The sequence below is a fragment of the Palleronia sediminis genome, assembly GCF_004358695.1.
In the GTDB taxonomy this organism is placed as follows: Bacteria; Pseudomonadota; Alphaproteobacteria; order Rhodobacterales; family Rhodobacteraceae; genus Palleronia; species Palleronia sediminis.
The window spans coordinates 27,932-41,817 of sequence record NZ_SNAA01000004.1 but is presented as its reverse complement, the minus strand read 5'-3'; the positions used below and the strand labels follow the sequence as shown (position 1 = coordinate 41,817).

The following is a 13,886-nucleotide window of genomic DNA, read 5'->3' as shown; positions in this document are numbered from 1 at the left end:
CCCCCCTTGACCCGGCGGACGAACGGGGGTTGAGACGGGCCATGCGCCCATCGGTCACAGGCCCTCTTTTCGCTCTCGCCTCGTTCGGGGTGTTCGCATCGCATGACGCGGTGGTGAAACTGCTGGGCGGCACCTATTCGCCGTTCCAGCTCATCTTTTTCTCGGTGCTGTTCGGGCTGCCGCTGGCGATGTTCATGCTGCTGCGCGATTCGCATCCGGGGACGCTGCGCCCGGTTCACCCGTGGTGGAGCGCGCTGCGCACCTTTACCGTCATGACCACGGGGGTCGCGGGGTTTTACGCCTTCTCGACCCTGCCGCTTGCGCAGGTCTATGCGCTGCTCTTCGCCTCGCCGCTTTTCGTCACCATGCTGTCCATCCCGATCCTCGGCGAAACCGTGGGGCGGCACCGGTGGGCGGCGGTTCTGGTCGGGCTGGTCGGTGTTTTCGTCGTGCTGCGGCCATGGTCGGCCGACCAGGTGCTGTCACTCGGCCATGCCGCCGCGCTGATCGCGGCCGCGGGCAGCGCGCTCAGCGCGGTCATCATGCGCCGCGTCGCGCGGGCCGAGCGGGGCGTCGTGCTGATGCTGATCCCGATGCTCGCGAATTTCATCGTGATGGGCGCGCTGATGCCCTGGGTCTACAAGCCGATGCCGGTGGCCGACCTGGGCTGGATGGCGGTCATCGCCGGATTCGGCTTCATCGCGGGGCTGCTGATGATCGCCGCCTATCGCCGGGCGGACGCGGCCATCGTCGCGCCGATGCACTATTCCCAGATCATCTGGGCCGCGATTTTCGGGGCGGCGTTCTTCGACGAGACGCCCGACGTGATGACCTGGATCGGGGCCGCGATCATCATCGCCTCGGGCATCTATGTCGTCGTCCGCGAAAGCACCGGGGCCTCGGACAATGCCCCCGTTCTGCGCACGAGGCCGCGGCCCGAAACCGGCACCTCGCCGCGGGTGGTGGCCGCGCTGCGCCGGCGCGCGGAACCGCCGCCGCCGGGCCACGAAGCCCTTGCACGCCGCCGCGCGAGCGAGTAGGTCGCCCTCACGGTTCGGAGTGTAGCTCAGCTTGGTAGAGCACTGCCTTCGGGAGGCAGGGGCCGGAGGTTCGAATCCTCTCACTCCGACCAGTTCATCCCCCTTTTCGCCGTCGCCCTACTTTACCCCGCTCGAGAACTCGGACGCGACAAAGAGGCGTTGCAGGCAAAGAAACACCACGATAACCGGCAGGATCGACACCGCCAGCGCGGCCTGTTGCAGCGCCTTCTGGTCGAGATCCTCGAACGCGCCCTGCAACAGGTAGATGCCCACGGGCAACGTCTGAAGCTCGGGCGCCGCGCGGGTGACGGTCATCGTCCAGATGAACTCGTTCCAGTGATAGACGAACGAGAACAGCGTCAGCGTGGCGATCGCGGGCTTGACCAGCGGCAGCATGATCGAACGAAAGATCCGGTATTCCCCTGCGCCGTCGAGGCGCGCGGCCTCGAGCAGATCGTCGGGGATCGAGACAAAGAACTGCCGCATGAGAAACACGCCGTACCACGTGACGACAAAGGGCAGGCACAGTGCGGCATAGGTGCCCAGCAACCCCGATCCCCCCTGCCCCGCGATGTCGTTGCCACCCATCAGCGGGGCAAAGCGCAGGATGAAGAAGATCGGGATGATGAACAGGAAGAACGGGAACATCTGCGCCCCGACGACCAGCCGAAAGATGGCGGCCCGCCCGCCGAACTCGTATTTCGCCAGCGCGTAGCCCGCCATGGTCGAGGTCGCGACCTGCGCGGCGGTGATCGTGACGGTGACGATGATCGAATTGGCGAACCAGGTGGTCATCGGCAATTCGCGAAAGACGCGGGCATAGACGCCCCATTGCGGGTCCTGCGGCCAGTAGCGCGGGGGTGAGGCAAAGACATCCGCGGGACTGCGCAGCGCACCGATGAACATGTCGGCAAAGGGCAGGATCATCAGCAGGGCGCCCAGCGACAGCAGCGCATATTTCACCAGGGGGCCGATGGCCCGGCGCCAGCGGGGCGCAACCGCGATCCGCAGGGGCGCGCCTCGGGCCGGTGCCCCGGTCCGGTCCACCGCGGTCATTCCCGGCCCCGCAGGGCACGGAACTGCAGGATCGACAGAACCCCAATGATCGCGAACAGGATCAGCGCGCCCGCCGATGCGCGCCCCATGCGCAGGCTCTCGAACGCCATCTGGTAGGTATAGAGCGCCGTGACCTCGGTGGCGCCCCGCGGGCCGCCACCGGTCATGGCCAGGATCAGCGCAAAGAACCCCATCCCGGTGATGAAGCTGGTGATCGTCACGAATATGAAAGCCGGGCGGATGATTGGTAGCGTGACGCTTGTCAGCGTCCGCAACGGCGACGCGCCGTCGAGGGCGGCGGCGTCGTAGATCTCGCGATCCACGCCCTCGAGCGCGGCCGAGAAGACCAGCATGTTCTTGCCCGCATCGTACCAGATCATCACCAGGACGACCGAAACCATGGCCATGGCCGGGTCGCTCAGCCAGTTCGGCCCGGCCAGCCCGACCATGCCCAGCAGCCGGTTGATCGCGCCATAGCGATCGTCGAGCACGAATTGCCACAGATAGGCGATGGCGACGATATTGGTGAGCTGCGGCAGGTAATAGACCGACCGCCACAGGGTCTTGCCCCTCGCCCGGCTGAAGACGAAGGCCAACCCCAGCGACAGCGGCACGCCCAGCGCGACAAAGCCGAACGCGAACACGAAGGTGTTGAGGATCGAGCGCCAGAAATCGCCGTCCCGCGTGAAAAGGTACTCGAACTGCCTGAGCCCCACCCAGGACGGCGTCCCGAGCGGGTTCCAGCGGGTGAAGGACAGCCAGATCGAAAACCCCAACGGGATGACGAAGAACACGGCCGCAAAGGCGATGAGCGGCGCGAGGAACACCCATGGCGCGGCCCCGCCGCCCCCCGGATCGAACTCCCGGCGGGGCATCGACCTAGTAGAACTCGAACAGGATATCCTCGACCTCGGTATCGAGATCCTGCAGCGCCGGGCCCGGCTCGGCATCGCCCGCGATGACCGTCTCGAAGGTGCGGGCCATCATGCCCTCGATCTCGGCGGCCTGCATCACGTTGGGCTGGCCGATGGCGCGGTCGTTCTCGAGCGCCTCGACAAAGGGCCGGGTAAAGGCGTCGGGCGCCTCTTGCGCGGCGAGATCGGCGGCGTTGGCCGTCAGCGCGCCCAGCCCGTCCAGCATCTCGCCCATGCAGGACAGCCCGCCATCGCGCGGCGCGTTCAGGTGGCGCACCAGTACCCAAGCCTCTTCCTGGCGGTCGCTCTGGCTGTCGACACCCATGAAAAAGGCATATTGCAGCGTCCGCCAGTCGTCGCCCATCGGGATCTGGCTGACGGCCACATCCTCGTCGAACCGGTCGCCGAAACCGTCGCGGATGGCGCTTTCGTACCAGTTGGCCATGATCATCATGCCGATGCCGCCAGCGGGGAAATCATAGGCGTCGATGGACAGGTCAGTGATGTCGTCCTCGACCAGCCCGGCCATGCGCGACAGCGCCTCTTGGGCCTCGGGCGTATCGAGCATCGCCTCGGTGTAGTCGTCGGAGTAGACGTCCCCGCCCTGCGAGAACACGAGCGCATAGAACGGATGGACGACCCCCGCCCCCGACGAGCTTTCGGCAAAGGCGAATCCCGCCGTCTCGATCCGGCCCTGGTCGTTGCGGGCGGTCACGGCGGCGGCGGCCTCGCGGAGGCCGTCCCACGTCGTCGGGGGGGTCTCGATCCCGGCCTCGCGCAGCAGCGCCATGTTCGAGACCAGCATGTACACGCTCACCTCGCTCGGGACGCCCCAGAGCGTGCCGTCGATGGTCGCGGCATCCACCGTCGCCGCGCCATAGCCGTCGCGAACGAATTGGGCCAGCGCCTCGGGCGGCTCGGCGAGAACGCCGTTATCGACCATCTGCGCGGCCCAGATCGAATATACGTTGTAGATATCGGGCGATTGCCCGGCGAGCCGCCCGGTCAGCACCGTCTGAAGGTAGTCGCCATAGCTGATCTGCTGATAGCTGGCCGTGACCCCGTCGGCATCGTAGGCGTCGAGGCACGCAATCAGGGGCGCGGCCTGATCTTGGGTGTAGTGCATGGCCACGGTCAAAGGGCCGTCCTGCGCAAGCGCGGGCAGCGCGATCAGGGCGGTGCCGATTGCGACGAGGGGTCGGGCGGGGTTCGGCATTGAGGCACTCCGTCTGAGGTTGCATGATGCGGCGTCGGTCGGGCCGCGCATGTTCACGGCCCCGTGTGCTTAGCGTAGGCCCTTGGTCGTGCCGGTCCAGTAACCTGCGCCATTCGTCGCAGCCGCGCGGGCACAGGGGCTAGCGCATGGCGCCGGTCAGATCGCGCGCCAGCAGCGCGCCGAGAACCGGGTGCGGAAAGCTCCGCGGGGCGGTGATCGCAAAGAACGTCTCGGAAATCGGCAGATCGAAGGGCGCGGCCGCCAGCGTCCCGTTCGCCAGCTCGTCGGTCAGCACGACTGCGGGGGCCAGCGCCAGCCCCGCATCCTCGCGCGCGAGCAGTCGCACCATCGCCATGTCGTCGACCGTGGCCGCGACCCTCGGCACGATATCGAGCCGCGCGGCAAGGCTGTCGAACCCGGTGCGGATCGAGCTTTCCGTGGGCAGGATGACCGGCTCGGCCGCGAGAAGGGCGGCGAGGCTGTCATGGCGCAGGCGGTGCGGCGACCCGAACAGGCCGACGGGTTGCTCGGCGATGCGATGCGCGACCAGCTTGGGAAAGGCCTGGCGCGACGGCGGCTCGGTCGACAGCACGATATCGAGCGACAGCGCCTCGAGCGCACGCAGCAGCGTATCGCCGTTGCCCGACGTCAGGATCAGTTCGGGCCCGCCCTCGGCCAGCAGCGGTTGCAGGAACCTCAGCTGAAAGTTCCGCGACAGGGTCGAAAGCGCGCCCACGCGAAACGGCGGCGGCCGATCCCCGCCCTGCGCCAGCGCCGTCAGCAGATCGTCGCCTACGGCAAAGATCCGGTCGGCATGGTCGAGCGCGATGCGCCCCGCCTCGGACAGGACGAGGCTGCGCCCGGTGCGGTCGAACAGCGCGTGACCCAGCCGATCCTCGAGCAGCCGGATCTGCGTCGAGAGCGCCGATTGCGAAACGTTCAGCCGCTCGGCCGCCCGCGTGAGGTTCCCCTCATGCGCGACCTCGCGGAAATAGTTGAGGTGGCGATAGTTGATCCGCATGGGGGTTCACTAAAACAGATCGAACCGATCCAATCTATATATTTCACCATGATGCAGATGCGGCATAGCTCGTTCGGCGACCATATCGGAGCGTCGCATGACCGTTTTGCCTTTTCTCGGCCCGCTTGCCCTTGTCCTGATCGCCGCGGGCCTTGCCCTTCGACCGCCGCCGCGGGGATCGCGCTGGCTGCGCCTGCCCGAGATCGCCGCGGCCCTTGCACTGGCACTTGGGCTCGTGGCCTCGGTCGGTCTGGCCCTGGACGGGCCGGGCGGTGCGGCGTTCGGCCTTTCGGGGCTGACCCTGCTATCGGTTCGCGTCGATATCGTCAGCATGGCGATGGCGTTGACCGTGGCCTTTGTCGGCTGGGTCGTCCTGCGGTTTTCGCGGGTGGCGCTGGACGGCGAGGCGCGGCAGGGCGCCTTCATGGCGTGGATGTCGGCGGCAATCGCGTCGGTCCTGCTGCTGGTGACGGCGGGAACGGTGCCGCAGCTCGTCGTCTTCTGGATCGCGACCGGCATCGCGCTGCGCCGGCTGCTGTTGTACTACGCAGACCGGCCCAAGGCCCAACGGGCCGCGCGGAAAGAGGCTGTCGGCGGCGTGATCTCGAACGTCGCCCTGATCGCCGCGGGCGTGATCCTCTATGCCGGGTTCGGCACGGTCGAGCTCGCCGCGATCAACGATGCGGCCCGCGCGGGCCTGGGCCAGGGGCCGATCTGGCTTGCGGCCAGCCTGTTGGCGCTGGCGGCGATCCTGCGCTCGGCGCTCATCCCCGCGCATGGCTGGCTGACCGAAGTGATGGAGGCCCCGACGCCGGTCTCGGCCCTGCTGCACGCGGGAGTCGTGAACGCGGGCGGGTTCCTGTTGATCCGCTTTGCCGACGTGTTGCTGAGCGCGCCCGGCGTTCTCGCCGCGCTAGCGCTGATCGGCGGGTTCAGCGCCCTGATCGGTGCCGCTGTCGCGCTGACCCAGCCCGCGGTCAAGACCGCGCTGGCATGGTCGACCTGCGCGCAGATGGGTTTCATGGTGCTGCAATGCGGGCTGGCGCTGTTCCCGCTGGCGCTTTTGCACATCGTCGCCCATTCGCTTTACAAGGCGCACGCATTTCTCGCCTCGGGCAACGCGGTCGAGGATGTCGCCTCGATCCGCCGCCCCGGCCCGGTTGCCGTCCCGGACCTGACGGCGGTCGCCAGGGCATTCGGCGTGGCGCTGGCGATCTATGTGGCCACGGGTCTTGCCTTCGGACTGGCCGACAAGGCCCCGCAGACCGTAGCGCTTGGCGCGATCCTGATCTTCGGCGTCGTCTACCTCGTGGCGCAGGGGCTGGCCGACCAGGCGCCCCGCGCTCTGACCCGGCGCACGGTGGCCATGTCGATCGCGGTCACGATCGCCTATTTCGCGCTGCAGGAGCTCAGCACCCGCGCCTCGGCAGGGACGCTACCCGCGCCGCCCGCGCCCGACGGGCTGATCTGGGCGACGCTGGTCCTGGCCGTCATCAGCTTTGCCATCGCCGCGGTCGCACAGACGACATTCCCGCTCTGGGCGGGGCACCCCGCCGCGGCGGGCATGCGGGTCCACCTGCTGAACGGCCTTTACATCAATGCCCTGAGCGACCGCCTGATCGGGCGGTGGCGGCGGGCCCCCAAAGGAGACATCGCATGAGCGTCGCCCGGATCGCCTTTACCGGCCCAAGCCTCGAACTCTTCGCCGCCGCGCGCGACGCCATGGATCGCATCCCGCCGGCCTTTCCGCTGGCCGCGACGGTCGCGGTCAACCCGTGGCTCGGCCAGATCGGCGAGGATCGCGCCATCGCCGCCGCGCGGATGGCGCGCACCGGGGCCGGGCGCGTGTTCCTGCCGCGTGCCGAGATCGCGCGCCGGATCGAGGCGGGAGAGATCGGGCCCGACGACCTTGCCGCCGCCGCGGGCGCGACCTGCTTGGGCGCCTCCGACCTGCGCGACGCCGCATCGTCCGAACCGGCCGCCATCGTACCCGATCCCACGGTCGTCGATCTCGCGGCGGCGGCCACGGGCGTCGACTGGCCGGACCTCGTCGACGAACGGATCGGCGCCTGGGCCGCGTCGCATTTCGACCGGGGGCAGGCCTTCTGGCCCGCGCCGGCGACCCGCGCCTTTGCCTCGTGGCGGTCATTCGCCGGGCGCGACCTGTCGCCCGACATCGCCGGCCTTCCGGGGTTTTCCAAGGCGGTGGCCGAACTGCCCAGCGATCCGCGCATGGCCTTTGCCGAAAGCTGCGCGACGCTTGGGCTGACGCCTGCGGCCGCGGCGCTCTATTTCCATCGGTTGCTGGTGACGCTGTCGGGATGGGGGCAACATGCCCGCCATATCGACTGGCTGGCCAAGCGGGACGGCACGCCTGACGAGACGCTGTTCGACCTGCTGACGATCCGGCTGGTCTGGGATGCGGCGGTGTTGCAACGCTTCGAGGGCGCAATCGGGCCGGACTGGGCGGCGGCCCGCGCGCGGTTCGGCCAGCCCGTCGCCCCGAACGACGATCACCTCATCGACGCCGCGCTGCAGGAGGCCGCCGACCGCGCGGCCGAGCGGCGGCTGGCCGAAAAGCTCGACCGGCCGGCGCAAACGGGCGACAGGACGGCCCCCGAGATACAGGCCGCGTTCTGCATCGACGTGCGGTCTGAACGGATGCGCCGCGCGCTCGAGTCCGTGGCCCCGTCGGTCCAGACCATCGGCTTCGCAGGCTTCTTCGGGCTGGCCGTGGCGCATCGCGACCATGCCTCGGATATCGTCGAGGCGCGCGCACCCATCCTGCTGCGCCCCGCGGTCGAGACCTGCGCGGCCGGCCCCGAGGCCGCGGATACCGCGCGGCGCATCGACAAGCGCGCGATCCGCGCATGGGGCCGGTTCAAGCGCGCGGCCGTCTCGGCCTTTGCCTTTGTCGAGGCGGCGGGGCCGCTTTACGTGGGCAAGATCCTGCGCGACGGGCTCGGGCTGCTGGGCACGCCGAAAGCCGCCCCCGCACCGCGGCTCGACCTGCCGCTTGCCGACCGGGTCGATGCGGCGGCCGGGATCCTGACGGCGATGTCGCTGACCGAGGGCTTTGCCCGGCTGATCCTGATCGCGGGGCATGGCGCGCGTGTGACGAATGCGCCCCATGCCAGCGCCCTGCAATGCGGCGCCTGCGGCGGCCATGCGGGCGACGTGAACGCCCGGCTGCTGGCCGGTCTGCTCAACGACCCCGAGATCCGGGCCGGTCTGGCCGGGCGCGGCATCCGCATCCCCGATGGCACCCATGTCATTGCTGGGCTGCACGACACCGTGTCCGACCGCGTCGCCCTGTTCGACGAGGATGCCCCGGCGTCGCACCGCGCCGAGATCGCGCGGCTTCGCGCGGCGCTGGACCGGGCGGGCCACGCGGTCCGGGTCGAGCGGGCCATCGCCCTGCCCCGCGCGACCGACGACACGATGGCCGCGCGCGGGTTAAACTGGTCCGAATTGCGGGCCGAATGGGGTCTTGCCGGCTGTTCGGCCTTTGTCGCCGCGCCCCGCGGGCGGACCCGCGGCGTCGACTTGGGCGGTGGCGTTTTTCTTCACGACTACGACCGGCAGCAGGATCCGCGCGGCGAGACGCTCGAGACGATCCTGACCGCGCCGGTGATCGTGGCAAGCTGGATCGCGCTGCAATATCACGGATCGACCGTCGCGCCGGAAACCTTCGGATCCGGCAACAAGCTGCTGCATAACGTCGTCGGCGGCATCGGCGTGCTCGAGGGCAATGGCGGCGCGCTAAGGGTCGGGCTGCCCATGCAATCGGTCCATGACGGAGAGCGTGCGATCCACGGCGCGCAACGCCTGACCGTCGTCATCGACGCGGCGCCCGAGGCCATCGGGGCGATCCTGGACCGCCACGAAACGCTCAGGGACCTGTTCGGCAACGGGTGGCTGGCGCTTTACGCGATGGATGCGGCGGGCGGGCTCGGCTGGCGTTACGAGGGCGGCCATTGGATCGAGACCGGCGGGCCGGGGCTGAGCGCCGCGGCCTGAGGGACAGCGCAGGGGTCCGGGCGGCTGGCCACGTCGCGGCCGCCCGGACCGACGCGGCATCAGTTGCCGTAGCGCGCCGCCGTCAGCCCCTCCATCGAGATCTCGGGGGTCTTGCCGAGAACGGCGTCGGCCACCGCCTTTCCCGAGCCGCAGGCCATCGTCCAGCCCAGCGTTCCGTGGCCGGTGTTCAGGAACAGGTTGGGGTATCGGGTCGCGCCCAGAACGGGCGTGCCGTCGGGCGTCATGGGGCGGAGCCCGGTCCACCCCTCGGCCTTGGAGATATCGCCGCCCCTGGGGAAAAGATCCGCGATGACGTGTTTCACCGTGTCGGTCGCATGGGGCCCGAGCCGGTCCGAATAGCCGGCGATCTCGGCCTGGCCGGCCACGCGGATCCGGTCGCCCAGCCGCGTGATCGCGACCTTGTGGGTTTCGTCCATGATCGTGGATTGCGGCGCAAAGGCGTCCTCCACCACCGGCAGCGTGACGGAATATCCCTTGACCGGGTAGATCGGCAGCTTGATGCCCACGGGGTTGAGCACGTCGACGGCATAGCTGCCCATGGCGCAGACATAGGCATCGCCAGCGATCCGCCCCGCAATCTCGGTCTCGACGCCGGCGATCTCGTCATTCTCGACGGCGATCGACCTGATGGTCTGCCCGTATTGGAATTCGACGCCCATCTCGGCGCATTTCTCGGTCAGCCCGATGGTGAACATGCGGCAATCGCCGGTCCGGTCGGCGGTCAGGCGCAACCCCCCGACGAACTTATTGCGCACTTCGGCCAGCGCCGGCTCGACGGCGATACAGGCATCGCGGCCCAGAACCTCGTAGGGCGAGTCGTATTCGTCGAGAATATCCTGGTCGGCCTTCGACGCCTTCATCTGGGCGGCGGTGCGGAAAAGCTGCAAGGTGCCTTTCTGCCGCCCGTCATACGCGATCCCGGTATCGTCGATCAGGTCGGGCATGACATCGCGCGAATAGCTCGAGACGCGCACCATCCGGCCCTTGTTGATGCGATAGCTTTCCTCGTTACAATTCCGGACCATCTGCGCGCACCATTTCCACATGACCGGGTCGATCAGCGGCCAGATGAACAAGGGGCGGCGTTTCATGAACATCCACTTGACCGCCTTTTTCGGAATCCCCGGCGCGGCCCATGGCGAGGACATGCCGTAGCTCAATTGCCCGGCATTGGCATAGCTCGTTTCCAGCCCCGGACCGGTCTGGCGGTCGATCACGACGACCTCGGCGCCCTGCTTGGCCAGGTAATACGCTGTCGTGACGCCGATCACGCCGGCACCCATTACGACGACCTTCATTTCGGCTTCCTTTTTCAAGCGTATCGGGCAAGGGCGGCATCATATCGCGTGACATAGCGGATGCAACGCGCCCCCCCGGCGGGCGGCCTTTGCGCTATGGCGCAGCGGCGTCCGGGCGCTACTGTAGGCCGGGCGGGTCGCGTCACGGCATGAGGGTTCCAGGTGCATATCAAGCAGCATGTTCGCCGCCTCGTCCTGCCCGTCACCCTGCTGGCCGTCAGTTCGGCCGCGGCGTTCTACCGCGACCGGCTGCCGGATTACCTGTCGGATAGCGAGGGCTTCCGCCTGCTGGTGACGGCCGCGATCTACCTGTCGGCCGCATGGGTGACGAGCCGGATCGCGTCGCTGGTCCTCGATCAGATCAGCGGGAACCGGCCCTATCCGCGCCTGCTCAAGGACCTCATAACCGCATTCCTGTTCATGGCCGCGCTGGCCGCAATCTCGACCCTGTTCATGGGACAGGGTGCGATCGGGGCGCTTGCGGGATCGACGATCATCCTTGCCCTGCTCGGCTTCGCCATCCGCAATGTCGTCGCGGACACCCTGTCGGGGATCGCGCTGGCCATCGAGGCGCCCTTCAGGATCGGCGACTGGATCGATATCGACACGCTGGCACAGGGGAAGGCCATCGAGATCGGGTGGCGCACGACCCGGCTTCAGACGCTCGACGCGACCTACATGATCCTGCCCAACAGCCAGATCGCGCGGCAACGCATCACGAATTTCTCTGCCCCCAAACGTGAGTTTCGCGCGCAGGTAAAGATTACGCTCGACCACGTCCTGCCCATCGGAAAGGCGCGAGATATAATGGTGCGCGCCCTGGGCGAGGGAAAGTCGATCCTCCAGGATCCCGCCCCCGATGTCCGCGTCAGCTCTTATGACGAAGGGGGGATCAGCTACACGGTGCGATACTGGGTGCCGCGTTTCGAGCGCGGGGTCGATTGCCGCGACGAGGTCTACAGCCTGATCGACGACGCGCTGCGACAGGCCGGCAGCATTGCGCCTTACAAGAGGATACAGCTCGTCAACGCACCCCTGCCCGCCGACACCGAACCACCGGCGGCGCGACCCACCGCGGGTTGAACCGGCAAGCGACGCGGCGCAGGGAACAGCCACTCACCAATGCGGGAAACCGAGCGATGACACGGAAACTGATCCTCGCGGCCATCGGCAAGCTGCCGCAAGACGACGCGGTGATGGGACGCGCATCGCGGATCGCCCAGGACGCCGATGCGGTGCTTGGCGTGATCCACGCGCTCGATCTGCCGGGGGATCGGGGCGAGGCCTGCGATCCGACTTCTTTCCTGGGGCAGGCGGTTTCGGCCGCGCGCGAGCGGATCGAGTTGGCCCTGTCGGATCTGAGGATCGCGCCGGAGCGCGTCGATCTCAGGATCGAGATCGGGCCCCATGCGCGAACGCTGATCGACGCCTGCGCCGCGCTGGGGCCCGACCTGATGGTCATGCGCGCCCATCAGAACAGCGACATTCGCGAGCGGTTTCTCGGCTCGACCGTCGAACGAGTCATCAGCACCGCCACGGTTCCGGTCCTCGTGGTGAAACGCGCCGACGGCGGGCCTTACGCGCGGATCGCCGTGGCGACGGACGGGCGCGACGATGCCTTGGCCGCGGCACGGTTCGCGTCGGGGATCTGCCCCCGCGCGAAACTGGCGCTGGTCCAGTCGGTCGAGATCCCGCCCCAGCTGGAAGAGGCGATGCTGCGCGTCGGGTCGCGGCGCGAGGAACTTGCAGCCATGCGGGCGAGGTTGCGGAACGACGCGACGCGGCAGCTTGGCGGGCTCGCGGGCGAACTCGGGGGCGACACCTCGTTCGAGGTGCTGAAAGGCGATGCCGCGCGATCGCTGACGCGGTTCTGCCGGCGCGGCGGCGCGGATCTGCTTGTCATGGGACAGGGGCGCGGCAGTCTCATCCGCCGCGCCTTTATCGGCAGCGTCTCGCGCAAGCTGCTGCGCGATGCCGCGTGCGACGTGCTGATCTGGCCGGCCGGCGATACGGCAGGGACGTCCCCCACCTGATCCGGCCATGGCCGGGGCGTGTCACGCGGTCTGCTTGCGCCCCTCTTGCGGCGGATCGCCCAGCCCGGCCGAGGGCCGTGCCTGTCGCGCGGGACCACCACCCGGAACACCGCCCGCGCGATGCGCGCGCTCGGCCAGCGACGCGGCGGCATAGCACAGCGCGATGGCCGCGACCGGCAGCACCCATGGCACCCAGACCACGTCCGGCTCGACATCCATCACGATCTGCCCGGCCAGGGACAGGATCGTGCCCAGCGCAAAGACGAGCAACCCGTGCCGCCCCAAGAGCCGCAACGGCGCGGCAAGAGAACTGCCGCAGGCGCGCGTCACGGCGGGCAGGCACGAGATGACATAGGCCAGCGCCAGAACGTGCAGAAGCCGCGGCAGCGCGAGATAGGGCTTGGAATGCGCGACGAAGTTGTAGGGCACGCCCGCATTGCCCAGCCGCGCCATCTGGTGGTTCAGGGTTTCGCCCAATCCGGGCCAATGCCGCCACGCCAGCACGAACACAAGGAACCCCAACGCGAGCGAGAACAGCGGCCACGACACGGGAACCAGCCGCGCGCCCTTGCGATGCTGGATACCGACCAGCAGCCCGATGAAGAACAGAGCCTGCCAGGTGAAGGGGCTGAAGAACCAGCCGCCATTGCCGGGATATGTCGGGATGTTGAGCCGCGCCCACCCCGCGACGGCCCAGAGCCCGAGGCTCAGCGCCAGCGCGATCCACGGCGCGCGCAGCCCGGCGGCGACCATGGCCGGGGCGACCAGCAGCAGCACGATATAGGCCGGCAGGATGTTCACATAGCCGATCTGGTAGCCCAGCGTGACCAGCCCGATCAGCGCCGCGCCGGTGTCGTCATAGATGCGCGCGAGGTTGTGCATCTGCCGGAACTCGGCCCTGAGAAAGGTCTCGGCCGCCCAGGAAAACAGCGCGATAGCCGTGACGGTCAGGAATATCTGCACCAGGAACAACGTCCATGATCGCGCCCACATGGGCCGGACCGCGTCCCACAACCGGCCGCTGCCGTCGAGCCAGCGCGCGACCGCCGGCGAATAGGCGATCCCGGCGGCGATGCCCGACATGAGAAAGAACGCCTCGGCGGCGTCCGAAAACCCGATGCTTCGGATCGTCAGGGCTTCCCACGGGTTGCCCGGCATATGGTTGACGACGATCATCGCCAGCGCCAACCCGCGAAACGCGTCGATCCGGGGATCGCGGCGGTTGGGCGGGGCGGCCGGCCCCCCGTGGAGGGGGATCAACACCGCC

General features: G+C 68.4%; 11 protein-coding genes and 1 tRNA gene. 6 read left to right on the top strand and 6 right to left on the bottom strand.

Annotated elements, in window-relative coordinates; translation table 11 throughout:
* The first annotated feature begins 41 nt into the window (after window positions 1–41).
* Both E2L08_RS05090 and E2L08_RS05085 read left to right on the top strand, forming a co-directional pair.
* Window positions 42–1,040: a DMT family transporter gene (locus E2L08_RS05090; RefSeq protein WP_133395983.1), complete on the top strand. Its 999-nt coding sequence runs from the start codon at window positions 42–44 to the stop codon at window positions 1,038–1,040.
* A 15-nt stretch (window positions 1,041–1,055) separates the two neighbouring features.
* Window positions 1,056–1,132, top strand: a tRNA-Pro gene (locus E2L08_RS05085).
* A gap of 25 nt (window positions 1,133–1,157) precedes the next feature.
* Here E2L08_RS05085 and E2L08_RS05080 read toward each other — a convergent pair.
* From E2L08_RS05080 to E2L08_RS05065, 4 genes are all read right to left on the bottom strand, one after another.
* Window positions 1,158–2,096, bottom strand: a complete 939-nt coding sequence (locus tag E2L08_RS05080) for a carbohydrate ABC transporter permease (RefSeq protein ID WP_133395982.1) — start codon at window positions 2,094–2,096, stop codon at window positions 1,158–1,160.
* Window positions 2,093–2,971, bottom strand: coding sequence for a carbohydrate ABC transporter permease (locus E2L08_RS05075; protein WP_133395981.1), 879 nt, complete (start codon window positions 2,969–2,971; stop codon window positions 2,093–2,095). Before E2L08_RS05075 ends, E2L08_RS05080 begins: the two co-directional genes overlap by 4 nt.
* 4 nt (window positions 2,972–2,975) lie before the next feature.
* Entirely contained in the window at window positions 2,976–4,226 is a 1,251-nt protein-coding gene (locus tag E2L08_RS05070; protein WP_168771051.1) for an extracellular solute-binding protein, read from the bottom strand.
* A gap of 139 nt (window positions 4,227–4,365) precedes the next feature.
* Window positions 4,366–5,247: a LysR family transcriptional regulator gene (locus tag E2L08_RS05065; RefSeq protein ID WP_133395979.1), complete on the bottom strand. Its 882-nt coding sequence runs from the start codon at window positions 5,245–5,247 to the stop codon at window positions 4,366–4,368.
* A gap of 97 nt (window positions 5,248–5,344) precedes the next feature.
* Between E2L08_RS05065 and E2L08_RS05060 the strand changes: the two genes are divergently transcribed.
* Complete coding sequence (locus E2L08_RS05060) at window positions 5,345–6,907, top strand: proton-conducting transporter transmembrane domain-containing protein (protein WP_133395978.1); 1,563 nt, start codon at window positions 5,345–5,347, stop codon at window positions 6,905–6,907.
* The gene (locus E2L08_RS05055) at window positions 6,904–9,267 is read left to right on the top strand and encodes a YbcC family protein (protein WP_133395977.1); all 2,364 of its coding nucleotides are present in this window, start codon (window positions 6,904–6,906) and stop codon (window positions 9,265–9,267) included. The genes E2L08_RS05060 and E2L08_RS05055 overlap by 4 nt, the downstream gene beginning before the upstream one ends.
* 59 nt (window positions 9,268–9,326) lie before the next feature.
* On the opposite strand, the gene E2L08_RS05050 is transcribed toward E2L08_RS05055, so the two are convergent.
* Window positions 9,327–10,604 (bottom strand): D-amino acid dehydrogenase, encoded by a 1,278-nt coding sequence (locus E2L08_RS05050; protein WP_338069517.1) that lies wholly within the window; start codon window positions 10,602–10,604, stop codon window positions 9,327–9,329.
* 144 nt (window positions 10,605–10,748) lie between these two features.
* On the opposite strand from E2L08_RS05050, the gene E2L08_RS05045 reads away from it, so the two are divergent.
* Together E2L08_RS05045 and E2L08_RS05040 are read left to right on the top strand one after the other, a co-directional pair.
* Window positions 10,749–11,669: a mechanosensitive ion channel family protein gene (locus tag E2L08_RS05045; protein WP_206076968.1), complete on the top strand. Its 921-nt coding sequence runs from the start codon at window positions 10,749–10,751 to the stop codon at window positions 11,667–11,669.
* Between the two features lie 56 nt (window positions 11,670–11,725).
* Complete coding sequence (locus tag E2L08_RS05040; protein WP_133395975.1) at window positions 11,726–12,619, top strand: universal stress protein; 894 nt, start codon at window positions 11,726–11,728, stop codon at window positions 12,617–12,619.
* Window positions 12,620–12,640: 21 nt separating this feature from the next.
* Here E2L08_RS05040 and E2L08_RS05035 read toward each other — a convergent pair whose 3' ends face one another.
* Window positions 12,641–13,882, bottom strand: a complete 1,242-nt coding sequence (locus E2L08_RS05035) for an OpgC family protein (RefSeq protein ID WP_240758119.1) — start codon at window positions 13,880–13,882, stop codon at window positions 12,641–12,643.
* Between the last annotated feature and the right edge of the window lie 4 nt (window positions 13,883–13,886).